This window comes from Catenuloplanes indicus (genome assembly GCF_030813715.1).
Lineage (GTDB): Bacteria > Actinomycetota > Actinomycetes > Mycobacteriales > Micromonosporaceae > Catenuloplanes > Catenuloplanes indicus.
In genome coordinates, this window is sequence record NZ_JAUSUZ010000001.1 from 8,896,270 (window position 1) to 8,922,969 (window position 26,700).

Consider the following 26,700-nt stretch of genomic DNA (forward strand, 5'->3'; position numbering starts at 1 on the left):
TCATCGAACGGCCGGTCGCGCTACCCGCCCGAAACTTCCGGATAAATTAGTCGGCCGCTGTACCTGGTGGTCGCATCCGCCGTGGGTCCGAAGCCTGTGTGATCAATCAGTGGAGCGAAACGGAGGTCATCTAGCGAAGTTGATATCCCAAACGCTCCACTGATTGATCACACAGGGCCGAGCGGTATCGTCCGCTGGTGGCGGCGCCTGCCATGCGGTTCTGAATATGGCGATATTTCGGGCGCGGAGCGCCCGGCTGCGTGCCCCGAGCTCCGTGCCGCGAGCTCCGTGCCGCGCCGCGCGCCTTGCGACGGGGATAGCGTCGTTGGTGATCGGTGCTGCTCCGGGTAGGCCGGACATGTCCTGGTCAAGGCATTCGGGGGCGGCGGTGCTGTCCCGGCCACGGGCGGTTGTGGCGCGCGCCGGGCTATGTGGGACGTGTCGACCTCGCGCTGCCTGTGTGGGATGCGTCGACCTCACGCTGGGGGTGAGGGACGGAGCGACGCGCCGATGAAACTGAATGCGGAGGAGAGGAGCGTGCTCCAGTAGGTGAAGTTGTGCCGTCCGAGGGTGTAGCCGCCGGTGGCCGGTGGGGTGGGCAGGGCGTCGTGGAGCGTGCGGACCTGGGGATAGAGAGGGTCGCCGGTGCCGCACCAGAGACCGACGGGGGTGTCACCCAACCGGGTGAGGCCGGCGAAGACCGGATCGGCCGGCGTGACCGCGGGGGAGAACGCGGCGACCGCGCGCAGCAGGCCGGGACGGGCCTCGGCCAGCAGCAGGGCGCCGAAGCCGCCCATCGACCAGCCCCAGGCGGCGAGCCGGGACGGGTCGAAGCCGCGGGCCGCGCACCAGGCCGGGATCTCCTCGGCGGCCATCCGCTGTGGGTCGTCGGCCGGGGACGGTTGCCAGGCGAGCCGGTCGCCGGTGGCTCCGGCCAGCACGAACGGGGGTGTGCCGCGCCGGACCGCGTCGGTGAGGAAACCGCCCAGACCGAGCGCGGCGAAGTCCGGAGGGCGCTTCGAGCCGCCGTGCAACACCAGGCAGACCGGCAGGCCACGGCCGTCGCCGTGCCCGTGCGGCACCGCGGTGTAGAGGTCCACCTCGCGTCCGCGCGCCGCCGACCAGACCCGCTCCAGCCGCTCCACCCCGGCCGGCGCCGGCGCCCGCACCGGGGCCGGCCGGCTCCGTCCGCTCCACAGGCCCGCCCCGGCCGCCACTGCCGACCCACCCGCGATGCCCGCCGCCAGCAGAGTCCGTCGTCGCACACCGGTCCAACGACGACCCACCCGAGCGGAGACGTGCCCGGCACATCGCGTCACCCTGCGCGTAGCCGCCGCTTCGCAGCGATCCTTGACCGATACGAAAAGGAGGCCGCAGGGCGATTCGGCCGCCGGCAACGCATCGGCCAATGATCCGCCTGCCGGTGCGCGCGGCCGGGCGGGCGCACCCGGCCCGAGTACGCGACCGCGAGTGTCTGTCCGTACCCGAAATATCGCGGTATTTCGCGCACGGAGAATGTCACGCACGCGGACGTGCCGGCAGGCGGGCTGCGGGGAAGAGCGCGGTTGGCCCGCTCCGAGCATGCGGATCGCGCCACGCCGGGAGCGGGAATATCGGGTGTGCGGGCTTTGTGGTGGGTGCGGGGGGCTGATCTGGGGAAATGGGGGAGAGTCAGTGATGGGCATTACCGCCCATCGAGGACGGGCAGGCCGTAACGTGAGCATCGGGGTCTTCGGGGGAAAGGGAGAGCCATGAGCGAGCAACATCGGGTTGTCGTCGTGGGTGCCGGGTTCGGTGGACTCTTCGCCACGAAGGCGCTGAAACGCGCGGACGTGCACGTGACAATGATCAACGGGACGACGCATCACCTGTTTCAGCCGTTGCTGTACCAGGTGGCGACCGGGATCCTGTCCGAAGGGGAGATCGCGCCACCGGTGCGGGAGATCCTGCGGCGGCAGCAGAACGTGGAGGTGCTGCTCGGCTGGGCGACGGAGGTGGACGTCGAGAAGCGGATAGTGACCGCGAACGCGCCGACCGGCATCGAGTACCAGGTGCCGTACGACACGCTGATCGTGGCCGCGGGCGCGTCCCAGTCGTACTTCGGCAACGACCAGTTCGCCGAGAACGCGCCCGGCATGAAGAGCATCGACGACGCGCTGGAGCTGCGCGGGCGGATCTTCGGCGCGTTCGAGATGGCGGAGCTGGAGACCGATCAGGAGGCGATCGACCGCTGGCTCACGTTCGTGGTGGTCGGCGCCGGGCCGACCGGTGTGGAGATGGCCGGGCAGATCGCCGAGCTCGCGCACCGTACGCTGCCGGGGCAGTACCGGCGGATCGATCCGAAGCGGGCACGGGTGATACTGGTCGACGCGGTCGACGCGGTGCTGCCCAGCTTCGGCGATCACCTGTCCACGCAGGCGCTCCGGCAGCTGCACAAGATCGGTGTCGAGGTCGAGCTGGGCACGAAGGTGGTCGGCGTCGACGAGGGCGGCATCGACGTGGAGACCGCGCGCGGCAAGCAGCGGATCGAGGCGGCCACCAAGATCTGGGCGGCCGGGGTGGCGGCGCCGCCGCTGGCCCGCAAGATCGCTGCCGCGGCCGGTGCGGAGACGGACCGGGCCGGGCGGATCATGGTGAATCCCGACTGCACCGTGCCGGGTCACCCGGAGATCTTCGCGGTCGGTGACATGATGTCGCTCAACCGGCTGCCCGGTGTCGCGCAGGTCGCGATCCAGAGCGGGCGGTACGCGGCCGACACGATCAAGCGACGGCTGGCCGGCAAGCCCGCGCCGGAGCCGTTCACGTACCACGACAAGGGCAGCATGGCCACGATCTCGCGCTTCTCGGCCGTGGCCAGCACCGGGAAACTGCACTTCACCGGCTTCATCGGCTGGTTCATGTGGCTCGCCGTGCACCTGCTCTACCTGGTCGGCTTCAAGAACCGGCTGTCCACCATCGGGCACTGGTTCGTCTCGTTCGTCGGCACCGGCCGGTCCGAGCGTGTCACCACCACCCAGCAGGTCGTGGCGCGCGGCGCGATCCGGCGTCTGGGCCTGCTCGACACGACCGTGCCGGCCCACGACGGCGTGCCCGCGCCGGTCTCGGTCTCCAAGCTCGGTTCGCCGGTGCCGAGGCCCTGACCCGACGGTACGGTGGGCGGGCCGGACAGCCCGCCCACTACCGTGGTACGCATGGCGGACGATCTTCACGTCTCCGACCGGCTGGTCATCCCGGCGGCGGAGCTCAGCTGGCGGTTCTCCCGGTCGAGCGGGCCGGGCGGCCAGGGGGTGAACACGGCGGACAGCCGGGTCGAGCTGAGCTGGCCGGTCGCGTCGTCGTCGGTGCTGCCGCCGGTGCTGCGCGAGCGTGCGCTCGAGCGGCTGGGGAACCGGCTGGTGGACGGCGTACTCACGGTCGTCGCGTCCGAGTTCCGTTCGCAGCTGCGCAACCGGGAGGCGGCCCGGGCCCGGCTGGCCGCGCTGATCTCCCGTGCGGTGGCCGCGCCGCCACGGCAGCGGCGGGCCACGAAGCCGACCCGGGGGTCGGTGGAGCGCCGCATCTCCGCCAAGAAACAGCGTGGAGCGATCAAGCGCGGACGGCGCGGCGACGTCGACTGACGGTCAGTGCACCGGGCGGCCGTCCGCCGCGGCGTCCGGGTTTCCGGGCGCGGGGGCGGGCAGCGCGGTCGCGTAGACCACGATGTTGTCCACGAACGTCCGCGCGGCCGGGTCGTAGGCACCGCCGCAGGTGATCAGGCGCAGCGTGGGGGCGTCGGTCGGGCCGTAGACGCGCTCCGTGGGGAACGCCGACTTCGCGTAGCGCTCCATGGCGGTGACCGTGAAGACCGCGGTGCTGCCGTCGGCGCGGGTCACCCGGATCTCTGCGCCGCGGGTGAGGTCGGTCAGGCGGTAGAAGACGCCGCGGCCGGTCTCGGCCGAGTCGACGTGTCCGAGCAGGACGGACGGGCCGGTCTCGCCGGGTGTGACGGAGTGGCGGTACCAGCCGGCCGGGGCGTTGCCGGTGAGCGGCGGCACCTGAACCGTGCCGTCCGGTCGCCGGCCGAGCGGGATCAGCGCCGAGCGCACGCCGATCGACGGGATGTCCAGCATGCGCGGGAAGCTACGGGGCAGTACCGTCCACCGTGGATCGCCGCCGAGCCGCCGCGCCGCGGGCGGCGCCGGGACGAACGGGCCGGCGGGCGACGTGGGCGCCGGGATCGCGCTGTCGATCCGGCCGGCCGCGCGGGACGGCACCGCCGGGCCGGGAGACGCCGCCGGGCCGGCGGGTTCCTCGGCGAAGCCGGTGGCCCGGACCCGGGCGGCCTCTGCCGCGTCGGCCGCCGCGGCCTGCCGGGCGCCCTGGACCGTCAGTGCCGTGCCGGCGAGCGCGAGCACGGCCGCGACCACCGCGACGCGGGGCCGGAGCCGTGCCCGTAACTCGTCACGCATGCGGATCAGCGGGACGGGCGGCGCCGGACCGCGGCGACCGTGGCCGCCGCCGCGGCGGCCAGCAGCGCCAGGCCGGCGAGAAGCGTGCCGTTCATGCCGCCGCCGCCACCGATGCCGGTGTCCGGCCCGCCGCTCGGGTACGGCGCACCCGTGGTGCCACCGCCCGGCCCGGGCGTGCTCGGCGCACCCGTCGGCTCACCGGTCGGACCGCCCGTCGGTCCGCCGGTCGGTCCGCCGGTCGTGGGGTAGCCGGTCGGCGTGACCGACGGCTCGCCGGTCGTCGGGTAGGCCGTCGGCGTGACCGACGGGTCGCCGGACGTGGTCGGGTAGCCGCCCGGCACCGTCGACGACGGGTACGGACTGCCGGTGGCCGGCGGCACGGACGTGACGCCGGCGCTCGGGGCCGGTGAGCCGGACGGGTAGGCGACCGGGTCGTTGCCGCCGTCGCGGCAGAACGCCAGCAGGAGCAGCAGCAACAGCAGCAGCAGGATGACACCCGCCACGGTGATCCAGGTGGTCCGGCGACGCCCGCCACCGCCGGCACCACCACCGGCGCCATAGCCCGGCGGCGGATTGCCGGGCGGCGGCGGGTTCGACGGCGGCGGGTTCGACGGCGGAGGGTTCTGCGGTGGTCTGTAGTCGGACATGGCCGATGCCTCTTCGCAAAGTCGGCGGTGAGGGACAGATCTCTGGTGGAACCGGGTAATGGTGCCAGCAGTCCGTCGCGCATGGTGTCCAGGAACCGACACGAATCCGGCAGGGCTCCCATCGGACACGAATTCACCGAATTCTACGTCCTCAGCTCCAGCCCCGCGCTGCCGAAGGGTCCGGCGTGGACGAGGAGCAGGAGCGGCTGGCGACGCTGCACGAGTACGGCCTGCTCGACGCGCCCGCGGACGACGAGCTGGCGGCGGTCGTCCGGGTCGCCGCGCTGGTCGCCGGCGTACCCACGGCGACGTTGAACCTGATCGACGAGAACCGGCAGTGCCAGCTCACCACGTGCGGGTTCGAGGGCGGCGACTCCGCGCGCGAGGACTCGATGTGCGCGATCCGGCTGCTGGAGCGGCGGACCGTGGTGGTGCCGGACGCCAGCCGGGACCCGGTCTACCGGGACAACCCGTGGGTGACCGGGCGGCTGGCCGGCGTGCGGTTCTACGCCTCGGTCCCGCTGGTCACGCCGACCGGGCACGCGCTCGGCACGCTGTGCGTCTTCGACGACGTACCGGGCGGCCTGGACGACCGGCAGATCGCCCGCCTGGAGGACCTGGCCCGGGTCATCCTGGCGCTGTTCGAACGCCGCCGGGAGGCGCGGGCCCGAGCCGAGCTGGCCGCGGTGGCGCAGCGCGCGCTGCGCGAGGCCGAGGCCCGCCAGCAGCTGCTGGACGCGGTACTGGACAGCGTGGACGTGGCGATCGTGGCCGCGGACCCGTTCGGCCGGCTGTCGCTGTTCAACCGCGCGGCCGCGGAATGGCACGGCCTGGACGCGGACGCCACGGTCGGGCCGGGCGACCTCTCCGACACGTACGCGCTGTTCGAGACGGACGGCGTGACCCCGCTGGGACCGGACCGCATCCCGCTGCTGCGCGCGCTGCGCGACGGCGCGGTCGACCACGCGGAGATCATGATCCGGCCGGCGGACCGCGAGGCCCGCTGGGTGACCGCGACCGGCCGCCGGATGACCGCGGCGGACGGCATCCCGCTCGGCGCGGTGGTCGCGATGACCGACGTCTCCGCGGACCGGGCGCACCGGGTGGAGATGGAGGCCGCGCACGCGGCGCTGAACGCGACGGTCGCGGAGCTGGAACGGTCGAACACGGAGCTGACCAACTTCGCCGCGGTCGCCGGGCACGACCTGGCGTCCCCGCTGGCCGTCGTCTCCGGCTACCTGGAGCTGCTCACCGACCTGCACGGCGCGCAGCTGGACGAGCAGGCCCGCGGCTGGGTGCAGACGGCCGCCCGGTCGGTGGCCCGGATGCAGGGACTGATCCAGGCGCTGCTCACCTACGCGCGCGCCGGCAACGCGCCCACGAACCACCGGCCGACGGACCTGGCCGAGGTGCTCGGCCACGCCATGGTCGACCTGCGTACCGCGATCAAGGACAACCAGGCCACGGTACGGACACCGGCCGCGCTGCCGTCCGCGAGCTGCGACCCGACGCTGGTCCGGCAGCTGCTGCAGAACCTGCTGGGCAACTCGATCAAGTACCGGCACCCGGACCGGCCGCCGACGATCACGGTCACCGGCGAGGTCACGGACGAGGGCGTGCTGGTCCGGGTCGCGGATGACGGCATCGGCATCCCGCCCGCGCACCGGCAGCGCGTCTTCGACATGTTCGCCATGGTCGAGCCGGCGAAGAAGACCGGCCACGGCATCGGCCTGTCCACCTGCCTGCGCATCGTGCAGCGGCACGGCGGCTGGATCCGGGCGGAGGAGACGCCGGGCGGTGGCACGACGATCGTGTTCACGCTGCCGCATACCCCCTGATGGTTTTTTGTCAGGTTTACCCGCGGCGTGCCGATGGGGGAGACGTGCTGACAGCTTGGCTGCGGGCCGCCGGGTCCGTGCTGCCGCAGGGGCGGCCGCTGCCCGGCGAGACCTGGGCGCGGCGGCACCGCGCGATTCTCTGGGTGCTCGGCCTGCATGCGGCCGGGCTCTACGCGTTCGCGCTGGTCCGCGGCCATTCCCCGGCGGACGCGCTGGTCGTCGTGTTCCCACTGGCGGTCGCGGTCGCGCTGGGCGCGTACCGGGGACTGTCCCGGCGCTGGCGCGCGTCGATCACCACACTCGGGCTGATGGGCTCGTCCGCGGTGATGGTCGGGCTGGCCGACGGGCAGACCGAGGCGCACTTCCACTTCTTCGTCATGCTCTTCGTGATCGTGCTCTACCAGGAGTGGGTCACGTTCCTGCTGGCGACCGTGTTCGTGCTGGCCGAGCACGCGATCGTCGGCGTCTTCGCACCGCACGACGTCTACGCGCACACCGCGGCCACCGAGGAACCGATCAAGTGGGCCGCGATCCACGCGCTGTTCATCGGCGGTGCCGCGATCGCCGCGATCGCGAACTGGCGGCTGACCGAGACCGCGCAGGACCGGGGGCAGGCGGCCGCGGACGAGCTCGCGCACGCGGCCACGCACGACGCGCTCACCGGGCTGGTGAACCGGATCGGCTTCGACCGGCTGCTGCTGGACGCGATCGGCGCGTCCGCGTCCGCGCCGCAAACGCTGTGCCTGGTCAACCTGGACCGGTTCCGGCTGATCAGCGAGGCCGGCCGGCACACCCAGGGCGACGAGATGCTGCGCCGGGTGGCCGAGCTGATCGAGGATCTGGCCGGCGACGACGCGGTGGTGGCCCGGGTCCGCGGCGACCGGTTCGCCGTGCTGCTGCCGGTGACGGCGGAGGAGTGCGTCGCGGTCGCGGAACGCGTCCGGGCCGGCGTCGCGAACCTCGCGTTCCAGGTCGAGGGCCAGGCGGTCGCGCTGACCGCCAGCATCGGCGTGGTACCGGTGTCGCCGCTGGCCGTCGGCCCGGAGGAACTGATCGTCGCGGCCGAGGCGGCCTGCTACACCGCGAAGGAACGCGGCCGGGACCGGGTGGAGCTGTACCGGGCGGACAATGAGGCGCTCGCGAAGCACCAGCAGGAGATGGACTGGGCCGGCCGGCTGGTCACGGCCCTGCGCGACGACCGGTTCGAGCTGTTCTACCAGCCGATCGCGCGGGTGCCCGGCGCACGCGTGCCGGACGGCGACCACCAGTTCGGCGAGCTGCTGCTGCGCATGCGCACCGAGGACGGCAAGGTCGTCCCGCCCGGTCTGTTCCTGCCCGCGGCGGAGCGCTACGACCTGCTGCCCGCGGTCGACCGGTGGGTGGTCGCGCACGCGTTCCAGGTGCTCGCCGCGCACTACCACGGCCACGGCGCGGCCGGGCCGGACGGCAAGATCGGCGACCACTGGGCGATCAACCTTTCCGGACCGTCGATCGGCGACGCCGAGTTCACCGACTACGTGCAGGCGCAGCTGGCGATGTCCGGCATCCCGGCGGAGCTGATCTGCTTCGAGATCACCGAGTCGGTCGCGATCAACGACCTGAAGAAGGCCGCGGAGTTCATCGCCGAGCTGCGCAACCTCGGCTTCCGGTTCGCGCTGGACGACTTCGGCACCGGGCTGTCGTCGTTCACGTACCTGAAGCACCTGCCGGTCGACTTCCTCAAGATCGACGGTGCGTTCATCAAGAACCTGGAACGCGACGAGCTCGACCGGGTGATGACCCGCACGATCAACGACCTCGGCCACCAGATGGGCCTGAGCACGGTCGCGGAGTTCGTCGAGGACGCGGCCACCATCGCCCGCCTCCAGGAGATCGGCGTCGACTACGCCCAGGGCTACGGCATCGCCATGCCCGGCCCGCTCTCCGACTGGCTGCGCACCCACCCGGCCGGCTCCGGCGCCGACCTGCGCCTCGCCACCGCCTGACTACGCTTACCGGATGATCTCTCTGACCGTTGCCGGTGTGGTCCTGCGGGACCCGCACGACCGGGTCCTGCTCCAGCTGCGCGACGGCAACACCACGGTCGCGCCGCACCGCTGGTGCCTGCCCGGCGGCGCAGTGGAACCCGGCGAGACGCTGATCGAGGCCGCCGCACGCGAGCTGGCGGAGGAGACCGGGCTGCGCGCGGACGGTCCGCTCGACCTGATCTGGCACGGCACCGCACCGTCGGTCCGCGACCCCGGCACGCTCACCGAGTACGCGCTGTTCCTCGGCCACACCACCGCCACCCAGGAGCAGGTGCAGTGCAACGAGGGCGCGGCCATGGTCTTCACCCCGATCGCGGAGCTGCCCGGGGTCGACTGGGCCGACCACTACGAACCGGTGCTCGCCCGGGTCTTCCCACACCTCGGCCTGCCCTGGGATCCGCACAGGTCCTGCACACCGTGACGGCGCCGGCTGCGGCACCATAGGGGCATGGGGGCAGCTCACGGCACACCCGCGGCGCGGCAGCGGACCACGGCGGTCATCACCGCCGTGCTCGTCACCGCGTTCGTGATCGGGATCCTGGTGGTGGTGTCGCGCGCACCCGGCCCCGGCCGGGACGCCCGCGCCTACCCGGCCGACCGCGGCACGATCACGCTGGCCGGCGCGCTCGGCCGGGCCCACGTGCGCATCCCCGACTGCCTCGCCGGCACGCTGCGCTACGCCGTACCGGGCCCGTCGCACGACCTCTACCTGCTGCTCGGCGGATCCCGCCCGTGCCTCGACCGGTTCATCACGATCAACACCCTGACCGGCGAGGGTACGGTCTCCGAGCTACCCGCCTGGGCACGCGACGGCCGGGGTGAGGCGCTCGGCTGGCGGCTCGACCCGAGCCTCGGCTACACGCTCTACACGGGCCGCCCGGCGCCGGACCACGAGGTCGAGGCGCTGATCCGCGAGCTGAGCGACGGCTCCGGGCTTCAGGCGTACGTCCGGGCGACCTGACACCGGGGCTCAGCGGTCTTTCAGCGAGCCGCGTTACGGTCCGGGAGGTGAACGAGGACAGGGCACGGTGGGTGGTCGACCGGCTCCGGGCGCGTGGCGTACCGGCGCATCTGCAACTCCCGCGGGCCGGGCAGACGCAGGCCGGCATCCGGGTCGGCCTGCCGGACGGGCGCGAGGCGATCTGGGACACGGACGGCACCGCGGGCCTCGAGGCACAGGTGCTGCGCAACGGCGTGCTGGTCGGTTTCGTGCCGGTGATCGACGGCTCGGACCGGTTCACGCCGGAACAGACCGTGGACGCGATCGCGCACACCGACTACGACCAGCCGATCGCCCGGCGCGCGGCGACACCGCGGTCGCACGGGCCGGCACTCCCGCCGGAGGGCGGGTTCTTCCGCCGCCTGATGGACGGTTTCCGCTGACGGGCTGATCGGGGCTTTCAGGTTCCGGGCCCCGCCCCGGCATCGGGGACGGGGCCCGCCGATCCGGCCGGGAGGTGTGATTCCCGTGCCGGTCGTCCTTCGGGCCCCGCCGCCCGTCGTTCCTCGGGCGGCGGGGAAACCAGGCGCCGGTCAGCGCTGGCCGTGGGTGCGGCGGCGGGAGCGCGGCTCGGTCGCCGCGAACGCCGCCGCCAGCAGCCCGGCCGCGGCCGCACCGGCCAGCAGCCACGGCATCCGCCCGTCCGAGCCGGCCGCGGCCAGCCCCAGCGTGACCACGGCACCGACGCCGAGCACGGCGGCCAGCACGCGCCGAACCGTGTTCAGCGCGCGGCCCAGCGCCCGCCGCCCGGACGCACCGGACGACCAGACGAACTGGACCACCATCAGCGCGATCGTGACCAGCGTGATCACGGCGGCCAGGCGAGCCGTGTCGGTCAGGTTCCAGACCAGGCACGCGTACGTGACACCGGCGCCGAGCGCGGTGGTCACACCGGCCCGGGCCATCGGCCACCGGGCGTCCGACGCGCCGTACGAGACGACCGGGACCGTGCCGGTGCCCTGCTGCCAGGCGCGGGTGCCGGCCAGCGCGGACCAGTCCGGCCCGCCCGGCCGCATCGTGCCGGTCATCGACGGGCCGCCGCGCTGCCACGGCTTGTCACCCGGGTCCTGGGTGACCAGCTTCGGCATCGGGCGCGGCGGACGGTACGCCGCCTTGCCCTCCGGCACCGTCTCGCCCTCCAGCACGGTGACGCCGTCGTTGCCCGGCACCACCGGCACGTCCGACTTCAGCGACTCGACGAAGTCGACGATCGGCTCTCCGTCCGCCGAGGTCTCCGGCTTCCCGGCGGACGGCCCGGCCGGCAGCGCGAGCGCCCGGCCGGTGCCCCGGCCCCAGGCCCAGCGGCGTGCCGGAGCCCGGTCGTCCTCACCGGCGTCCGGCTTGGCCGCACCGGCCGGGCGGAACGGGACCAGCGCGGTCTCGGTCGACACCTCCGGCTCCGCGCCGCCCCGCCCACGGCGGTGCCGCGAACCCTGGGTCAGCACGGCCGTGGCCTGGAACGCGGGCTCGTCCGGCATCGCCGCGACCGCGGCCCGCGCCAGCTTGTCCGCCTCGGCCCGGTCCTTACCGGCCTCGACCAGCCGCGTCGCGACCAGGTGCTGCCAGTGCGGGTTGCCCGGCTCCGCCTCCAGCGCGGCGCGCGCGGACGCGATCGCCTCCGCGTGCCGGCCGGACGCGGCCAGCGCGTCGCTGACCACGGCCGAGATCGTCGCCGCACCCGGCTTCAGCGCGGACGCGGTCTCGGTCGCCCGCAGCGCACCCGGGATGTCGTCCAGCGCGATCCGGATCCGGGCCATCAGCAGCCACACGTCCGCGTCCGACGCGAGCCGGGCCATCGCCGGGCTCGCCTCCGCCAGCGCGGAGTGCGGGTCACCGGACGCCAGCAGGATCTCGGCGCGGCGCAGCGCGAGCCGGTCCATCCGGCGGCGCTCCTCCAGCTCCGACTCATCGCTCGACTCGCCCTCGCCGGCCGGACTCTCGTCCTTGCCGGTCTCCTCGACCGGTTCGGGCGCGGGCATCTGACGGAGCGTGGGCATCGGCTTCGGCGTCCGTGCGGGTGCGGCCGTTTCGGCGCCACTCGCGGCGCTGGATCCGGCCGCCGTTGCGGTGCCGCTCGCGGAGTTCGATCCCGCTGCCGTCCCGGCGCCGCCGGCGGTGCCTGATCCGGCTGCCGTTCCGGCGCCACGTGCGGCGTCCGATCCGGTGCCGCCGGCGGTAGCCGAGCCGGCCCTCGAAACGGTGCGGCCTGCGGTAGCCGGGCCGGTGCCGGTTACCGAGCTTGCGCTCGCCGGCGTGCCGGTGTCTGCGGCGGTGCCCGTGCCGGCCGGCGTGCCCGTGCGGGGTGCCGCGCCGGTGGTGCGGTGCGTGCCGGTGCCGGTTGCCGCGCCGGTGGTGCGGTGCGTGCCGGTGCCGGTCGCGGCGCCGGTGGTGCGGTGCGTGCCGGTGCCGGTCGCCGCGCCTGCCGTGGACGCGGCGTCACCCGCGGCGCCGGCCGGGGTGCCGGTGGTCGCGGTGTCACCGGCGCCGTTCCCCGCGGCCGAGGCCGGCAGACCGGCGGCCGACGTGCCGGTGCGGTCTCCCGCGCCGCTGTCCGGCATACCGGTGGCCGGGCCGGCGGTGGGAATGCCGCCGGCCGTGGTCGGGATGCCGGCGGACCCGTCGATGGGCGTGGAGAACACGGACTCCGGCGAGCGCGCCTCCTGCGCGCCGGGGTCACCCGGCGTGCCCGGGACGCCTGGCGTGCCCGGGACGCCTGCCGTGCCCGGGACGCCTGGCGTGCCCGGGACGCCTGCCGTGCCCGCGGCACCCGGCCGGGGCACGGCGGAACCGCCGGCCGGCACGGTCAGGCCCGGATCGGCCGGCGTGCCCGCGTCGCGGTGCGGCGTGGCCGGCGCACCGGCGGGCCGGCCCGGCGCGTCGGGACGGGCGAACGCCCCGCCCGCCGGCCGGAAGGCCGGGGACGACGTCCCCGAACGCCCGGCCAGCGTGCCCGGTCCGACCCCGGTCGTCCCGGCGGGCCCGGCCGATGTCGCGTCGCCGGTCGCCGCGCCGCGCCCACCGGCGCCGTGCCGCGATGCCGCACCGCCCGAATCCGGACGGCGCAGTCCCGGCCCGGCCGGCCGGAACGCGGGCGTGCCGTCGGACGGCCGTCGCGCCGGTGCGGACTCCGTGCCGCCGGCGCCGCCCGTGCCGGACGACGCGGCGGCGTGTGGGGCCGCGTCGCGCGCCGAGGCGGCGCGGTGCGTCGAGGGCTTCGTCTCCTCCGGGCCGGCGGCCGCGTCCGAGGACGCCCGGCCCGGCCGCGGCGGCCGGTATCCCGTGCCGCCATCGGTCGCGTTCGCGCCACCCTCGGCGGCCGTCACACCGTCACGGCCAGGACTCGGCTTCGCCGCGCCCTGGGCGTACCCGCCGCGGTCGGCAGCGGCCGCCGCGCTGCGGTCAGCGCGCGTTCCGCGGCCGGCAGCGGTCGACGCACCGCGATCGGCGCGTGACGGTGCCGCGTCCCGGGAGTCTTCGGTGCGCGTTCCGCTGCCGGCGGTGGCCGCCGCGCCGCGATCGGCGTGTGACGGTGCCGCGTCCCGGGGGCCGGCACCGCGCGTTACGCGGTCGCCGACGGCCGAGCCGCTGTGGTCGGTCACCGCATGGACCGAGTCCTGCGGCCGGTTCCCACGGGCGAGTCCGTCGGCCACGGAGGCGGCGTCGCCGCCGGCGGACCGGGCCGGGTCGTGCGACCGGCCACGGCCGGTGACGTCGCCGGCCGCCGATGGCGCACCGCCGGTGGCGAACCGATTCCCGTCCTGCTGCCGGACGCCAGGACCGCCGGTGGTGTCGTCGCTTCCCGTGGCGGAATCGCCGCCGGCGGAGCGCGCGCCGTCGTGTCCCGCGCCCGCCGCCGGCGTGGCGGCACGGCTGGGCTGCGGCGTGACCAGGTCCGGCGGCCGGAACCCGGCCGTCGGCATCTCCCGGACCGGGAGATCGTCCCCCTCCGTACCCGTGGCGGGAACCTCGGCTCCCGAGATCAGCGCGTTCGCCGCGTCCACCGCCGACCGCGTGGTCAGCGGCATCGCCGGAACCGCCGGCTGCTGCGCGGCCGGCCCGGGCTGCACGGCCGGAGCCTGCACCGCAGGGGTCGCCGGCTGACCGGCCGATCCCGCGCCCGGCACGCCCGTGCCCCAGATCGGCGCGTTGGCCGCGTCGACCGCGGCCGGGCTCGGCTTGGGGGCGAACGCCTGCCAGCTGCCGGTCGGCAGCTGGGCGCCCCGTTCCCGGCGCGGCAGCGGGTACGCGCCGGACGCGTCCGGCGTGGCCGGGCGCGTGACGGTGGTGTCCTCGGCCGCGAGCGGCCCGGTCGCGGGGTGCGGGATGGATGGGCCGGGCGGCGGCGGGACCAGACCGGCCGCGCTGACCAGGTCTGCCTCCGCTGATGACGCCGCACCCGGCTGCCCCTGAGGCGGCTCGGGTTGCTGCCGCGCGGGGGTGAAGGATTCCGTGGACATCGGTACGCCTTCCGCGGGGGATACGGGGATCACCGGGCGCGTACACGCCCGGTCGGGGGGTTCGATGCCACGGTCGGCAGGGAGGCGGTGTGTCCTGAGCGTTCCGGCAAACCTCACAGCGGTACGGTCCGCATCGTGGACGATCTCGTGGTACGGACCGACCGGGGCCGGGTGCGCGGGCGGGACGGCGTGTTCAAGGGTATTCCGTTCGCCGCGCCGCCAGCGGGTGAACTGCGGTTCCGTGATCCGGTGCCGGCCGAGCCGTGGAACGGTGTGCGGGACGCGCTGGAGTTCGGCCCGGCCGTGCCGCAGCCGTCGCCCGCGCCGGGCGTACCGTCGTGCTTCGATCCGGCCCGCGGCGACGACTGGCTGACGCTGAACGTGTGGTCGCCGGACCCGGGCCCGGGTGCGCGGCTGCCGGTGATGGTCTGGATCCACGGCGGCGGCTGGCGGATCGGCTGGCCGGGGATGCCGCAGTACGACGGCGCGACGCTGGCCGCGCACGGCGTGGTGCTGGTGACGGTCGCGTACCGGCTGGGAGAAGAGGGTTTCCGGGGTGCCAACCGTGGGCTGCGTGATCAGCTGGCCGCGCTGGAGTGGGTGCACCGCAACATTGCGGCGTTCGGTGGCGATCCGGGCGCGGTGACCGTGTTCGGGCAGTCGGCCGGTGCCGCGTCCGCGGTCTTCCTGGCCGCCTACCCGGGCGCGAAGGGCCTGGTCCGGCGCGTGATCGCGCAGAGCATCCCGAACGGGTACGCGACCGGGCCGGCCGAGGAGCCGATGCCGCTGATCGATGGTGACCTGGTGCCGGCGCCGCCGTGGGAGCTGGCGATCGGCGTGGACCTGCTGGCCGGTGTCAGTCACCGCGAGTGGCGCACGATGGGCCCGGTGCCGGACGTCGACCACCCCGACCTCGCACGCTATAAAGCGAAATATCCGGATAATCCGGAGGAGGAGTTGATGTCCGACTTCGTGTTCCGGCGGCCGACGGTCCGGACCGTCGAGCGCAACGGCGGCTGGCTGTACGACTTCGCCTGGCGCGGCGGCGGCCACGGGTCCGAGGTGCCGTTCGTCTTCGGCAACGGCGACAACCGGTTCGCGGCCCGGCACGTCGGCGTGCCGCCGTCGCCGGAGTTCGCGCCGCTGTCCGCCGCGATACGCGCGTCCTGGACCGGTTTCGCCGCCACCGGCGACCCCGGCTGGCCGCGCTACCGTATGGAATCGGCCGGCCCGGTCCGCAGGTGGGACGTCGAGCCGGCCGAGGTGCGCAATCCGTTCGTCAGCTGGTGAACAGCTTTGCCGCGGTGATCCCGGTCTGGATCACGCCGTAGCCGAGCAGCGCGCCGACCAGCAGCCAGGAGATGATCAGCCGGGCGCCCTGACCGGCCGGCTTCGCCGTACTCTCAGACATCCTTGCCTCCGTGTGCGTCGGTGCCGGCCAGGACCGGGTCGGCCGGCCTGCTCGGCTCGTGGTACTTCTCCGGCACCGGCCGGACCAGCAGGTTCGCGATGAAGCCGATCGCCAGCACGCCGACCATGGTGAACAGCGCCGGCCGGTAGGCGTCCGCGGTGAGCGTGCCCGGCTTTCCCTGCGCGTCCAGGAAGCCGTTGATGATCAGCGGCCCGGCCACGCCCGCGGCCGACCACGCGGTCAGCAGCCGGCCGTGGATCGCGCCGACCTGGAACGTGCCGAAGATGTCCCGCAGGTACGCCGGGACGGTCGCGAACCCGCCGCCGTAGAACGACAGGATCACGCCCGCGAGCAGCACGAACAGCGCGGTGTGCAGGTTGCCGAACGCGGCCAGCGTGGCGTAGAGGACCATGCCGAGGCCGAGGTACAGCATGTAGATCGGCTTGCGGCCGATGAGGTCCGACGTCGACGACCAGATGAACCGGCCACCCATGTTGAACAGCGACAGCAGGCCGACGAAGCCACCGGCCGCGGCGACCGCCACGGTGGAGGTGCCGTTCTCCCGGAAGAAGTCCTGGATCATCGGTGAGGCCTGCTCCAGGATGCCGATGCCGGCCGTGACGTTGCAGAACAGCACCACCCAGAGCAGCCAGAACGTCGGCGTCTTGATCGCGTTGGCGGCGGAGACGCTGGCGGTGGTGACCATCGGCTTCGCGGCCACGGTCGACGGGTCCCAGCCCTCCGGCTTCCACCCCTCGCGTGGCACCCGCACGTTGAACACGCCGAACATCATGATCAGGAAGTAGGCGACGCCGAGCGTCAGGAACAGCGAGACCAGCGCGCCGCCGGAGGCCACGGACGCGGCGTTGCCCGGGTCGTAGTCCGGGTCGTAGAACGACAGCAGCTGGCGTGACAGCGGGCTGGCGACCAGCGCGCCACCGCCGAAGCCCATGATCGCCATGCCGGTGGCCAGTCCCGGGCGGTCCGGGAACCACTTGATCAGCGTCGACACCGGCGAGATGTAGCCGATCCCGAGGCCGATACCGCCGATCACGCCGTAGCCGAGGTAGACCAGCCACAGCTGCTTCGTGGCGATGCCGAGCGCGCCGACCAGGAAGCCGGTGGCCCAGAAGCAGGCGGAGACGAACATGGCCTTACGCGGCCCGTTGCGCTCCACCCAGGTGCCGCCGACCGCGGCGGACAGGCCGAGCATCACGATCGCGATGCTGAAGATGACGCCGATCGCGGTCTGCGACGCGCCGAAATGGCTGATCAGGGATGTTTTGTACACACTTGTGGCGTACGCCTGCCCGATGCACAGATGCACCGCGAGCGCCGCCGGCGGAATGAGCCACCGGGAATAACCGGGTGGCGCGATGGTGTGCTGGCGATCGAGTGCGGACAGCAGCGCCATGTTGGTAAAACCTCCCCACATCGGGCGGTATCTCCACGGGAAAGTAGCCCTCTGTCACGGTGTTCGATGTTGAGTGATCGCTGAGCGGTCATCGGCCTGAGCCGAACGGTCAAAGATCAAAACAGATGACGGCCGGCCGGTACGGAGATCAACTGTGCGGCTCCGGCGACCGGCGGGCCATCGCGTCGAAGTACGCGTCCTGCGCCGCACGGAACGCCGCGTTCGCCGCCGCGACCGCGGTGATGTCCGCGACCAGCGCGACCAGCGCCCGCTCCTGCGCCGGGGTCACCTCCCGCACCACGTCCCGGTGCGCCGCGTCGGCCGCGAAGTACGCCTCCTCGGCCTGGTCCGCGGCGGCCGCCAGCCCGGGCACCTGCGCCGGCAGCGCCCGCGCCGCGTCCCAGGCCGCACCGGCCTGCTGCACCGCGGCCGCGGCCTCGGCCAGCCGCCGGTAACCGGACGTCACGGTCGCCACCCGGGCGTCCGCCTCCGCCGCGGCCTCGGTCACCAGCTGCCGGTGCACGGCGAACAGCCGCGCGGCCTCATCTTTGAGCGGCTGGATCCGCGCGTCGTCGTCCACCGGCACCTCCACGGGTTCGTCGTCCGCCCACGACTGCCCGGTGGCGCCGCCCCCGAAACGATCAGACCGGCACCTGTCCCAGCGCGACCAGCAACGACATGACCCGGTACGCCTCCGGAAGATCGCGGGCGGCGAACCGGACCGTGCGCGCGCCCGGCGCCCGTTCGACGCCGGGGACCAGCGTCGCCAGGTCGACGGCGGCGGGCCCGTGCAGGTCCATCTCCAGCACGACCGGCCCGTCGATCCGGAACGGCGGGATCCCCGGCACCGCGCGAACCGCCTCCGCGGCCGCGGCACGCAGCCGTTCCCGGACCACCGTGGGGTGCAGCGTCACGGCCGCGAACTGCCCGGCCGCCTGCTTCACCGGCACGGCCACCGACCGCGGCGACAGCGCCGCCAACTCGGCGCAGGCCACGTCGTCACCGGCGACCAGCGCGACCGGCACGCCGTGGTGACCGGCCAGCGCCGCGTTGAGGCCGATCTCGCCGACCGTGCGGCCGTTCAGCCGCACGTCCAGCACCGCGCCGCTCATCGCGTGCGCCAGCACGGCCGGCCCGGCACCGGCCCGCGCGTGATAACCGACGAACATCACCGCGCCGGTACGGTCGTCCAGCCCGGCCATCATGCCGAGCGGCCGCGGCCGGCCACGCACCAGCCGGACCCGTGGGTCCAGGTCCTCCGGCAGGATGCTCCGGAACGGCCCGTGCGCGTCCGCGACCAGCACGTCCGCCCCTGGATCGGCCGTCAGGACGCCGTCGATCACCGCGTTCACCTCGGCGGTCATCAGCGCGCGGCCGCGCTCGTAGTCGTACTCCCCGGGCAGGATCTCCGTCCGGTGGACCACGCCGGAGATGCCCTCCATATCGGCGGATATCACAACGCGCATCCCGTCACCCTAACGCCCCGCCGCCGCCCGGAAGTCACGGCGCGGGCGCCGACGGCCGCCCGGCGGTATAGAGTGAGGGGATGAGGACCGCGGTGTTCTGACCCGAGCGGACGCGCTTCTCGTCTTCTGCGGAGGGGTCCGATGACCCACCAGCGAGCCTTCGGGCACCTCGATGACGCCTATGAGCACCCCGACGACATAGTGCAGATCGACACGATCGTGGCCGAGCCGGGCGGTCAGGTGTGGTTGCACGTGCGCGGCGACCTCGACCGGGACACCGTTCACCGGCTGACCTCGGCGTTCGCGGCCGCGCTGACCACGGCCGGCCTCGCCCGGCTGGAGCTGAACCTGGCCGAGGTGGCGTTCGTCGACGCCGCCGGTGCCCGCTGCCTGCTGACCTGCCGCAAGACGGCGGACGCGGCCGGCATCCCGATGACCGTCCGCAACCCGTCCCCGGCGGTCCTGCGCGTCCTGGACGCGCTCGGTTTGCACGACTGCTTCGACCTGCCGCGCAAGACCGGCACCCGCGCACCCGGCACGTTCGCCCGCGGCGGCCTCCTCCGCCCGGCGAACAGCTGACCTGGCGTAGGACGCGGGGCCGCACCCGGGCTCGCGCCCGAGCGAGGCGAGCCCGGAGAACGTCCTCGATGTACTCGGCGGGCTGAGCCGGCGCGGTCTCGCAGCCGGGGGTTTCAGCGCGCCACCGCGGGCCGGGGCGCGGCGGGTCCGCGCCCCGGCTCTCGTGCGGTCAGAGGCTCTCGTGCGGTCAGAGGCTCTCGCGTGGTCGTAGGGTCTCGCGCGGTCGTAGGCTCTGGTGCGGTCAGAGCAGTGCCGTCACCGCCTCCGTGGTCTCCGGATGCGCCGCGAGCAGTGCGGTGACCGCCGCGTCGGCCGGGCCGCCGGCCGTCGTGTTGCCGGGGACCGGTGCCCACTCACCGGCGCAGCCGAGCAGCGCCGCGACCGCGTCCGCGGCGTCCGGCCGGGTGGCCAGCAGCGTCGCGGCCGGCCCGCGGGCCGGCCCGGCCGCCGGTGCGGCCGTGCGCGGCCGGCGCGGAGGTGCGTTCCATGGTGCGACCCAGGCGTCGACCGCGGGCAGCGTGCCGGGGAACGTGCGGCCGGCCTCCCGGGTCAGCAGCGGCACCAGCTCCGCGGCCTGGTCCTTCAGCGTCATGATCAGCGTCGGGAGCCAGGGCAGCAGCACCGGGTCCGGCAGCCGGGCGAACGCCTTGGACAGCGTCTCCACCACGAACGGCGCCAGCCGCGGCACCGACTCCAGGGACTGGATGAAACCGGCCACGTACTGCGGGAACGCGGGCACCACCAGCGGGTTGCCGAGCAGCCCGTCCACCCGGGACCGCAGGTCCGTCATGGTCAGCACGCCGAGCTGGTGCAGCGCGGCCCAGAGCAGCGCCACCTTCGCCGGGTGCTCCGGGTGCGACTGCCGGACCGCCAGCTCCAGCTGGGCCCGGTCGCAGCCGAGCGACAGCGCCAGGCTCTCCATGCTGAACAGGAAGCCCAGCATGGCACCGACCTGCCGGACACCGGTGTCGTCCGCGACGAACGCGGTCGGCAGCAGCGTGCAGTAGTGCGCGTACCCGGTCCGGACGAACGACTCCGACCAGGCCGGCAGCGTCGGCGTGGTGGCCCGGTAGTGCGCGAGCAGCCGCCGGATGCGGCGCAGCACGGCCGGGGCCTCGTCGACGGTCCGCTCCGCGGCCAGCAGCTCGACCGCGCGCCGGCCGAGTTCGTCGGTCAGGCGCGGGCTGTCCAGGAACAGCAGCGAGTCCTCGACGGCCGTGAGCGCGGTCGCGGCCGTCGCCTTCGGGTCCCAGGCGGCGCGGCGCAGGCGCTGCTCCAGGACCTGCTCGACGGTGACGCCCTCGTACCCCAGCTCGATGATCGTCCGCTGGTGACGGCCGAGGTCGAGGTCCCAGCTCTCCTGGATGTGCTTCTCGCCGAGCTTGCGGGAGCCCATGATCGGGCGGACCGCGTGGTCGGGCAGCAGGTAGCGCAGCATCCAGAGCAGCCGCGAGCAGGCGGCCAGCTCCGGCCGGGCGGCCAGGTCGAGCAGCGCACGCTGGATGCTGCGCTGCTCGAGGCTGAGGCCGAGCGGTGCCAGCCGGTCGTAGACGTCGCGGGCCAGCGGCGGCAGCGCGTCGTAGCCGACCTGGCCGACCCGGTCGCCGCCGAGCAGGATCTCGCAGAGCCGGCGCACGTCCCGGCGGCCCGGCACGGTGTCCTTCTCGATGCAGGTGACGGCCGCGTCCTGGAAGTCGTACGGCGTGGGCCGCGCGCGTCCCCGCATGCCGGCCAGCAGGATCGACGTCTCGAAGACCGCGATCGCGTCCGCGGTGCTGGCCAGGTAGCCGTTGCGCCGGGCCAGCCGGACGATGTCCACGCACCACCCGCGCAGCTCCTCCTCGTCCAGCCCGTCCAGCGCGGGCGGCCCGGACAGGTAGCCGGTGAGCTGGTCCTCGACCGGCCCCGGCGCGGCGACCGGCGCGGGCAGCTCCGCGGGTTTCCGGCCCTTCTGCCCGGCGAGCCGGAACGGCTTCAGGCGCGTCTTCGCCAGGTTCTTCTGCCAGGTGGCGGCCGCGATCGAGACCGAGCCGGGCGCGAGCCCGAACTGCGCCTCGATCGCGGAGTGACTGGACGGGATCAGGCCGTACAGCCACGTCGTCGCGGTCCGCGGCGTGATGTCGAAGTCCGGCGTGCCCGGCTCCGACCCGACCTCCGCCAGCCGGCTCGCCGCGTGGAACGCGCCGCAGACGTAGAGCGCGTCGGCCCGGTCCAGGTCGTTCGCGGCCAGGTGCTGCCGGATCCGCGTCCACATGTAGCGCTCGCGGTCCTCGTCGGACGCGTACCGTCGGGTGCCGTGCGGCGCCAGCCGCCGGAACAGCGAGCCGATCAAAACCATGACCTGCCGGTACGTGTCGTAGTCCGCACCCGCGAGCGGCTGCTCCACGTACTGGTCCCACCACTCGGACCAGTGCCGGACCCGGCCGTGGTGCAGCAGGTGCTCCTCCAGCTCCGCGAACCGGGGCCGCAGGTCGCCGATCTCCACGCCGACCGCGTCGCCGTGCAGGTCGTCCTCCGCGTCCTCCGGCTGCTCGTGCGCCTCGGACGCGTCCGGCTGCCACTGGAAGACGTGGTCGGTGGACCGGTCGACCAGGACCAGCTCCACGCCGGGCGTCTCCAGCGCGTACGAGATCGCCTGATACTCCGCCGATGCCTCGGTGATCGGTGCGATCACCGAGAGCGGCGCGGACTCCTTCGGGAAACCGTCCAGCTCGGACGCGAACGACTGGAGCGCCACCGGCAGCCGGCAGTTGCGCAGCTCGGTGAGCAGCGGCGTCATGTCCTCGCAGAGCTCCAGGTAGATCACCTTCGGCTGTTTCTCCCGGAGGCGGCGCACCATCGCCAGCGCGGAGGCCGGGGAGTGGTGGCAGACCGGGAAGATCTCGAGCGGTTCACGGAGAGCGTGATCCACGTCGTCGACGATCCCGCTGAGGATGTCCGGCAGCGTGGCCGGGCCGCCGGCGAGCGCCTCGGCGGCGCCGAGCAGCTGCGTCCGGAGGGCATCGAACGGCCCGCTCACGACAGGGTGGCGATCGCCTGACGACCGCCCTCCAGGAAGCCGTTCCACTCGCCGCCCGCGTCCTTGCTGCGCGGCTCGATCACACCGTGCCAGTACTTGTTCAGGATCGCCAGGTCCTCCGGGCTGCGCCGGGCGAGCGACCCGACCAGCGAGGACGCCAGCGTCTGCGAGGTCAGCGACGCGGCGCCGAAGAAGGTGCTGTGCAGGATCGCGTCCTCCAGCACGCCGATCTGCTCGGCCGTGGACAGCGCGGACTCCAGCCGCTCGTCGTCGCTGGTCGCGGACGCGGACGCGGCGCGCAGGTCGGCGAACGACTGGAGGAGCACGTCGAGCAGCGTCGGCGGCACCTCCAGCTCGATGTTGTGCCGGCGCAGCAGCTCCTCGGTGCGGAACCGGACGATCTCCGCCTCGCTCTTCTTGTTCGTCACCACCGGGATGCGGACGAAGTTGAACCGCCGCTTCAGCGCGGACGACAGGTCGTTGACGCCGCGGTCCCGGCTGTTCGCGGTCGCGATGATCGAGAAGCCGGGCTTGGCGAAGACGATGTTGTCCTCGTCCAGCTCCGGGATGGACACGTACTTCTCGGACAGGATCGAGATCAGCGCGTCCTGCACGTCGCTGGTCGAGCGGGTCAGCTCCTCGAACCGGCCGATCACGCCGTTCTCCATCGCCGTCATGATCGGCGACGGGATCATCGACTGCCGGGACTGGCCCTTCGCGATCACCATCGAGACGTTCCACGAGTACTTGATGTGGTCCTCGGTGGTCCCCGCGGTGCCCTGCACGACCAGCGTCGAGTTCCGGCTGATCGCGGCGGACAGCAGCTCGGCCAGCCAGCTCTTGCCGGTGCCCGGGTCGCCGATCAGCAGCAGGCCGCGGTCGGACGCGAGCGTGACGATCGCGCGCTCCACGAAGCTGCGGTCGCCGAACCACTTCTGCGGGATCTCCCGCTCCAGCCCGTCGGCGCGCTCCGAGCCGAGGATGAACAGGCGCACCATCTTCGGGCTCAGCCGCCAGGAGAACGGCTTGGGGTTGTCGTCGATCGACTCCAGCCAGTCCAGCTCCTCGGCGTACTTCGCCTCGGCCGGGGCGCGCAGCAGCTCGTTGCTCATGTGTATGTGCTCCTTAAAACGGTCAGACGAGGAAGTTCTTGAGCTCGTGGACGAGCTTCTTGATCCGGCCGGAGAGCACCGGGGTGCCCTGATCCTTGAACCGCTGCCGGAACCACGGGTTGACGGACTGCTGGCCGCCGCTGCTGACCGACCCGACCGGGATGAACCGGGCGCCGGACCGGTGGATCGCGGAGAACCCGTCCCAGCACTCCTGCTCGCGCCACTCGTAGAAGTCGGAGATCCAGACCACCACGGTGTTGCGCGGGTCGGCGATCTTCGGGCGGGCCAGCTGCAGCGCGGCCGTGCCGTCCGTGCCGCCGCCGAGCTGGGTGCGCAGCAGCACCTCGAACGGGTCGTGCACCCAGGTGGTCAGGTCCAGTGCGCGCGTGTCGTACGCGATGAGGTGCACGTCCACCTTGGGCAGACCGGCGAAGATCGAGGCGAGGATGGTGCAGTTGACCATCGCGTCCACCATCGAGCCGGACTGGTCCACCACCACGATCAACCGGGCCGGCTCGACGCGCTTGGCGGTCTGCTTGTAGTACAGCCGGTCGACGTAGAGACGCTCGTCCTCCGGGCTCCAGTTCGGCAGGTTCTTCCAGATCGTCCGGTCGACGTCCAGGTTGCGGAACACCCGCTTCGGCGGGATCGACCGGTCGATCGTGCCGGTGGAGGCCTGTGCCACCTGCGTGCGGAGCACCTGCGCGACCTCGTCGACGAAGCGCTTGATCAGTGCCTTCGCGTTCGCCAGCGCCACCCCGTCCAGGTTGTCCTTGTCGCGCAGCAGCTGCTCGATCAGCGACATGCTCGGCGTCAGCTTCTTCGCCAGCCGCGGGTCGGCCAGCACCTCGCGCAGCCGCATGCGCTTGATCAGGTCGGCCTCGATCGCGGCCAGTGCCGGGCCGAGGCTGACGTGGAAGCCGCTCCCGGGCGCGTTCCCGGCCGCGGGGCCGCTGCCCGTCTCCGTGCCGCCGGCGCCGGTGGCCGCGGCCCGGCCGCGCAGCGCACCCGGCTCGCAACCCAGCGCGCGCTCGAACCAGCCCGCGTCCGACTGCCAGCGGGCCAGCTGCTCCGCGGTGACGTTGCCGCCGCCGGTGACGAACACGTTCAGCATCAGCTTCGACACCAGCGCGGCGCGGCGGACCTCCTGCGACCGGCCGTCGTCGGCCGGTGCCATCAGCCCGTCGATCTCGGCCTCCAGGTCCGGGTACCGCTGGACCACGCTGTCGACCGACACGGACGGGTCGAGCAGCAGCGCGGGCAGGCCGAGGTCGTCGACGATCGCCACGCTCGTGGACTCCAGCGAGGCCTGCTCCTCCGGGTCGAACAGCCGCGCCAGCAGCCGCCAGTAGAGCACCTGCCGCCGGTTCTCGTCCGGCGAGGGCGCGTTCGCGGGCTCGTTCATTTGCGCAGCAGCCTTCCCGCGCGCTCGCGCAGCACGTCGACCGCGGTGCCGGCCACGGCCTCCGCCTTCGCCGCCTTCGCCTCGGCCGGGCCGGACGCCCACTCGCCCGAATGCACGGTGACCTGCTTCTTCTTCACCGTGGTCTGGACCGCCAGCGGTTGCACCGACCAGCGGCCGTCCCAGCGCAGCAGGCCCAGGCACGCGGTGGCGCCGTCGACCAGCGCCGGGGTCAGCGGCCCGGCCGCGGGCAGCCGGCCGTAGTCGACCGCGACCGCGTCGAACCCCTCCAGCAGCACGGGCGTGGCGAGCATCGCCGGGTGCCGGTCCAGCGGCGGGACCGCGGGCAGCGTGGCCGCTCCCATCCGAACCCGTGCGGTGGTGATCGGGTCTGCGGCGTCGCCGGGCGTGGCCTTCGCCTCGTCCCAGATCAGGTCGCCGGCCGGGGTCAGCGCCATGCCGTCGATCTCGGCCGTGGTGCCGCCGGTGACCATGGCCCGGAAGACCGGGAACCCGGCCAGCATGCGCCACGCGGACGGGCCGGTGATCGTGTCGACCTTCGCGGCCGCGACACTCGTCCGGACCACCCGCACCTCGTCGCCGGTCTCCAGCAGCGCGTGCACCTGCGCCTGGAACACGGTCGGGTGCTCGTGCAGATCCACGCCCAGGTAGAGCAGCCGGCCGCGGACCGGGGTGGCCCCGAACGCCGGGAAACCGTCCTGGCTGAGCAGCAGCCCGCGGGTCCACAGGTCGGCCCAGCGGCGCACCGGCACCCGGTCGAGCGTGGCGACCGGCGCGGCCGCGCGCAGCTCGGCGGCGAACCCGTCGAGCAGCACGGCCAGCCGCCGCTGGGCCGGGTCGGCCAGCAGCGCGGCCACCGCCTGCGCACCGGCCGCGGCCAGCTCGTGATCGACGCCGTGCCAGCCCGCGATGGCCAGCTCGCGCAGCCAGGACCGGCCGCCCGCGAGCAAGCCCGGCGGGGTCTGCGCACCGGCGCCCGGCTCCCACCCGGCGCGGGTGCGGCCGAGCGCGGTGTCGACCGAGGTCAGCAGCGCGTCGTGGACCGCGCCGAGCAGCGCGGTGCGGGCACCGGCCAGCGCGATCAGGTGCTCGTCCGTCACCGTACCCGCGATGATCTTTCCGACGGAGTCGGCGATCCGGCCGGCCAGCGGTGACCCGGCGAACGCGCCCGCGAGATCCTCGAGCGCGGCCGTGCGCTCCTCGTCGAGCCGGGCCAGGCCGTGGATGAGCGCGTCGTCCAGGCCGTCGACCAGCGCCAGCGACTCCTCGACCCCGGCCGGGGTGGCACGCAACGCATCCGCCAGCATCAGCGCACCGCCCCGGTCGCCGGGAACCACTGCAGCTCCGGCAGCGGATCGGTGCCGGCCGGCAGCTCCAGGTAGGCCAGGTGGCGCAGGAAACTGGCGAACACCTCGGCCGCCCGGTTCGGCGCGGTCGTGGTCCGCAGCGCGGACATCACGCTCGCGCCCTCGGCCACCTCCACCTTCAGGTAACGGGCGACGCGGTCCGTGCCGTACTGCAACTCGGCCTCCGCGACCAGCGCCTGAATGTGCTTGCAGGGCCGGGAACCGCCGGACAGCCCACCACAGGGCCGGTTGTTGTTGGTGTTGCAGCTCAGCCCGTGCTCACCCGCGGTCACCGACGACACGTAGACGCGCTCGACGTCCGACCCGCTGGACACCACACCCTGCAGCCGCCCCTCCGCCAGCTCCACGAACGGCACCTTCGCCAGCTTCCGCGGCCGTGCCGGCGCGACGACGGGCGCTGCGCTGCGCCGCTCGTAGGCGACGCCATCGCTTGTCACAACCAGTCCTCCTCACGAACAAGTGCCCGTAGTTGTATCGGAGCGGTCCGACAAA

Annotated in this window: 22 protein-coding genes; 9 read left to right on the forward strand and 13 right to left on the reverse strand. The window is 73.7% G+C overall.

Annotated features, from left to right (window positions below; genetic code table 11):
• Positions 1-476: 476 nt before the first annotated feature.
• A complete protein-coding gene (locus J2S42_RS39940) occupies positions 477-1,265 on the reverse strand; it encodes an alpha/beta hydrolase-fold protein (protein ID WP_370879353.1) in 789 nt (262 codons plus the stop codon).
• Positions 1,266-1,751: 486 nt separating this feature from the next.
• Here J2S42_RS39940 and J2S42_RS39945 point away from each other — a divergent pair, with 486 nt between their 5' ends.
• Both J2S42_RS39945 and arfB read left to right on the forward strand, forming a co-directional pair.
• On the forward strand, positions 1,752-3,140 hold the full coding sequence (locus tag J2S42_RS39945; RefSeq protein ID WP_307248005.1) for an NAD(P)/FAD-dependent oxidoreductase: 1,389 nt from the start codon (positions 1,752-1,754) through the stop codon (positions 3,138-3,140).
• Between the two features lie 51 nt (positions 3,141-3,191).
• The gene (arfB, locus tag J2S42_RS39950; protein WP_307248007.1) at positions 3,192-3,617 is read left to right on the forward strand and encodes an alternative ribosome rescue aminoacyl-tRNA hydrolase ArfB; all 426 of its coding nucleotides are present in this window, start codon (positions 3,192-3,194) and stop codon (positions 3,615-3,617) included.
• Between the two features lie 3 nt (positions 3,618-3,620).
• On the opposite strand, the gene J2S42_RS39955 is transcribed toward arfB, so the two are convergent.
• Together J2S42_RS39955 and J2S42_RS39960 are read right to left on the reverse strand one after the other, a co-directional pair.
• The gene (locus J2S42_RS39955; protein ID WP_307248009.1) at positions 3,621-4,448 is read right to left on the reverse strand and encodes a class F sortase; all 828 of its coding nucleotides are present in this window, start codon (positions 4,446-4,448) and stop codon (positions 3,621-3,623) included.
• 5 nt (positions 4,449-4,453) lie between these two features.
• On the reverse strand, positions 4,454-5,095 hold the full coding sequence (locus J2S42_RS39960) for a hypothetical protein (RefSeq protein WP_307248011.1): 642 nt from the start codon (positions 5,093-5,095) through the stop codon (positions 4,454-4,456).
• A 185-nt stretch (positions 5,096-5,280) separates the two neighbouring features.
• Here J2S42_RS39960 and J2S42_RS39965 point away from each other — a divergent pair, with 185 nt between their 5' ends.
• The 5 genes from J2S42_RS39965 to J2S42_RS39985 are packed head-to-tail and all read left to right on the forward strand — an operon-like array spanning position 5,281 to position 10,343.
• Positions 5,281-6,933 carry a sensor histidine kinase gene (locus J2S42_RS39965; RefSeq protein ID WP_307248012.1) on the forward strand — a complete coding sequence of 551 codons (1,653 nt, stop codon included), beginning with the start codon at positions 5,281-5,283 and terminating at the stop codon, positions 6,931-6,933.
• 44 nt (positions 6,934-6,977) lie between these two features.
• Positions 6,978-8,918 (forward strand): putative bifunctional diguanylate cyclase/phosphodiesterase, encoded by a 1,941-nt coding sequence (locus J2S42_RS39970; protein WP_307248014.1) that lies wholly within the window; start codon positions 6,978-6,980, stop codon positions 8,916-8,918.
• A gap of 13 nt (positions 8,919-8,931) precedes the next feature.
• Positions 8,932-9,381, forward strand: coding sequence for an NUDIX domain-containing protein (locus J2S42_RS39975; protein WP_307248015.1), 450 nt, complete (start codon positions 8,932-8,934; stop codon positions 9,379-9,381).
• A 27-nt stretch (positions 9,382-9,408) separates the two neighbouring features.
• Positions 9,409-9,921, forward strand: a complete 513-nt coding sequence (locus J2S42_RS39980; protein WP_307248017.1) for a hypothetical protein — start codon at positions 9,409-9,411, stop codon at positions 9,919-9,921.
• 47 nt (positions 9,922-9,968) lie between these two features.
• On the forward strand, positions 9,969-10,343 hold the full coding sequence (locus J2S42_RS39985; RefSeq protein WP_307248020.1) for a hypothetical protein: 375 nt from the start codon (positions 9,969-9,971) through the stop codon (positions 10,341-10,343).
• Between the two features lie 150 nt (positions 10,344-10,493).
• Here the strand turns inward: J2S42_RS39985 and J2S42_RS39990 are convergent, their stop codons facing one another.
• Positions 10,494-14,417, reverse strand: coding sequence for a hypothetical protein (locus J2S42_RS39990; protein ID WP_307248021.1), 3,924 nt, complete (start codon positions 14,415-14,417; stop codon positions 10,494-10,496).
• A gap of 135 nt (positions 14,418-14,552) precedes the next feature.
• On the opposite strand from J2S42_RS39990, the gene J2S42_RS39995 reads away from it, so the two are divergent.
• Positions 14,553-15,707, forward strand: a complete 1,155-nt coding sequence (locus tag J2S42_RS39995) for a carboxylesterase/lipase family protein (RefSeq protein ID WP_307248023.1) — start codon at positions 14,553-14,555, stop codon at positions 15,705-15,707.
• Here the strand turns inward: J2S42_RS39995 and J2S42_RS40000 are convergent.
• The 4 genes from J2S42_RS40000 to J2S42_RS40015 form a co-directional block, all read right to left on the reverse strand.
• Positions 15,697-15,828, reverse strand: coding sequence for an MFS transporter small subunit (locus tag J2S42_RS40000; protein ID WP_307248025.1), 132 nt, complete (start codon positions 15,826-15,828; stop codon positions 15,697-15,699). The genes J2S42_RS39995 and J2S42_RS40000 overlap by 11 nt on opposite strands.
• A complete protein-coding gene (locus J2S42_RS40005) occupies positions 15,821-17,242 on the reverse strand; it encodes an OFA family MFS transporter (RefSeq protein ID WP_370879354.1) in 1,422 nt (473 codons plus the stop codon). The genes J2S42_RS40000 and J2S42_RS40005 overlap by 8 nt, the downstream gene beginning before the upstream one ends.
• Before the next feature lie 148 nt (positions 17,243-17,390).
• Positions 17,391-17,822 carry a hypothetical protein gene (locus J2S42_RS40010; protein WP_307248027.1) on the reverse strand — a complete coding sequence of 144 codons (432 nt, stop codon included), beginning with the start codon at positions 17,820-17,822 and terminating at the stop codon, positions 17,391-17,393.
• 61 nt (positions 17,823-17,883) lie between these two features.
• On the reverse strand, positions 17,884-18,708 hold the full coding sequence (locus J2S42_RS40015; protein ID WP_307248029.1) for a M55 family metallopeptidase: 825 nt from the start codon (positions 18,706-18,708) through the stop codon (positions 17,884-17,886).
• A gap of 141 nt (positions 18,709-18,849) precedes the next feature.
• On the opposite strand from J2S42_RS40015, the gene J2S42_RS40020 reads away from it, so the two are divergent.
• Positions 18,850-19,287 (forward strand): STAS domain-containing protein, encoded by a 438-nt coding sequence (locus J2S42_RS40020; RefSeq protein ID WP_307248031.1) that lies wholly within the window; start codon positions 18,850-18,852, stop codon positions 19,285-19,287.
• Positions 19,288-19,528: 241 nt separating this feature from the next.
• Here the strand turns inward: J2S42_RS40020 and J2S42_RS40025 are convergent, their stop codons facing one another.
• Genes J2S42_RS40025 through J2S42_RS40045 form a run of 5 tightly spaced genes read right to left on the reverse strand, consistent with a single transcriptional unit; the run spans position 19,529 to position 26,645 of the window.
• Positions 19,529-22,306 (reverse strand): DUF5682 family protein, encoded by a 2,778-nt coding sequence (locus J2S42_RS40025; RefSeq protein ID WP_307248033.1) that lies wholly within the window; start codon positions 22,304-22,306, stop codon positions 19,529-19,531.
• Positions 22,303-23,418, reverse strand: a complete 1,116-nt coding sequence (locus tag J2S42_RS40030; RefSeq protein WP_307248035.1) for an ATP-binding protein — start codon at positions 23,416-23,418, stop codon at positions 22,303-22,305. The genes J2S42_RS40025 and J2S42_RS40030 overlap by 4 nt, the downstream gene beginning before the upstream one ends.
• Positions 23,419-23,440: 22 nt before the next feature.
• A complete protein-coding gene (locus J2S42_RS40035) occupies positions 23,441-24,823 on the reverse strand; it encodes a vWA domain-containing protein (RefSeq protein ID WP_307248038.1) in 1,383 nt (460 codons plus the stop codon).
• Positions 24,820-26,148: a hypothetical protein gene (locus tag J2S42_RS40040; RefSeq protein ID WP_307248040.1), complete on the reverse strand. Its 1,329-nt coding sequence runs from the start codon at positions 26,146-26,148 to the stop codon at positions 24,820-24,822. Before J2S42_RS40040 ends, J2S42_RS40035 begins: the two co-directional genes overlap by 4 nt.
• Positions 26,148-26,645 carry a hypothetical protein gene (locus J2S42_RS40045; protein WP_307248042.1) on the reverse strand — a complete coding sequence of 166 codons (498 nt, stop codon included), beginning with the start codon at positions 26,643-26,645 and terminating at the stop codon, positions 26,148-26,150. Before J2S42_RS40045 ends, J2S42_RS40040 begins: the two co-directional genes overlap by 1 nt.
• Between the last annotated feature and the right edge of the window lie 55 nt (positions 26,646-26,700).

What these genes read in the sequence shown, in the direction of transcription:
- J2S42_RS40030 (WP_307248035.1), bottom strand. Translation starts at nt 23,418, where the DNA reads ATGAGCAACGAGCTGCTGCGCGCCCCGGCCGAGGCGAAGTACGCCGAG.
- J2S42_RS40005 (WP_370879354.1), bottom strand. Translation starts at nt 17,242, where the DNA reads ATGGCGCTGCTGTCCGCACTCGATCGCCAGCACACCATCGCGCCACCC.
- J2S42_RS39960 (WP_307248011.1), bottom strand. Translation starts at nt 5,095, where the DNA reads ATGTCCGACTACAGACCACCGCAGAACCCTCCGCCGTCGAACCCGCCG.
- J2S42_RS40015 (WP_307248029.1), bottom strand. Translation starts at nt 18,708, where the DNA reads ATGCGCGTTGTGATATCCGCCGATATGGAGGGCATCTCCGGCGTGGTC.
- J2S42_RS39990 (WP_307248021.1), bottom strand. Translation starts at nt 14,417, where the DNA reads ATGTCCACGGAATCCTTCACCCCCGCGCGGCAGCAACCCGAGCCGCCT.
- J2S42_RS40000 (WP_307248025.1), bottom strand. Translation starts at nt 15,828, where the DNA reads ATGTCTGAGAGTACGGCGAAGCCGGCCGGTCAGGGCGCCCGGCTGATC.
- arfB (WP_307248007.1), top strand. Translation starts at nt 3,192, where the DNA reads ATGGCGGACGATCTTCACGTCTCCGACCGGCTGGTCATCCCGGCGGCG.
- J2S42_RS40035 (WP_307248038.1), bottom strand. Translation starts at nt 24,823, where the DNA reads ATGAACGAGCCCGCGAACGCGCCCTCGCCGGACGAGAACCGGCGGCAG.
- J2S42_RS40020 (WP_307248031.1), top strand. Translation starts at nt 18,850, where the DNA reads ATGACCCACCAGCGAGCCTTCGGGCACCTCGATGACGCCTATGAGCAC.
- J2S42_RS40040 (WP_307248040.1), bottom strand. Translation starts at nt 26,148, where the DNA reads ATGCTGGCGGATGCGTTGCGTGCCACCCCGGCCGGGGTCGAGGAGTCG.
- J2S42_RS39975 (WP_307248015.1), top strand. Translation starts at nt 8,932, where the DNA reads ATGATCTCTCTGACCGTTGCCGGTGTGGTCCTGCGGGACCCGCACGAC.
- J2S42_RS39955 (WP_307248009.1), bottom strand. Translation starts at nt 4,448, where the DNA reads ATGCGTGACGAGTTACGGGCACGGCTCCGGCCCCGCGTCGCGGTGGTC.
- J2S42_RS39980 (WP_307248017.1), top strand. Translation starts at nt 9,409, where the DNA reads ATGGGGGCAGCTCACGGCACACCCGCGGCGCGGCAGCGGACCACGGCG.
- J2S42_RS39945 (WP_307248005.1), top strand. Translation starts at nt 1,752, where the DNA reads ATGAGCGAGCAACATCGGGTTGTCGTCGTGGGTGCCGGGTTCGGTGGA.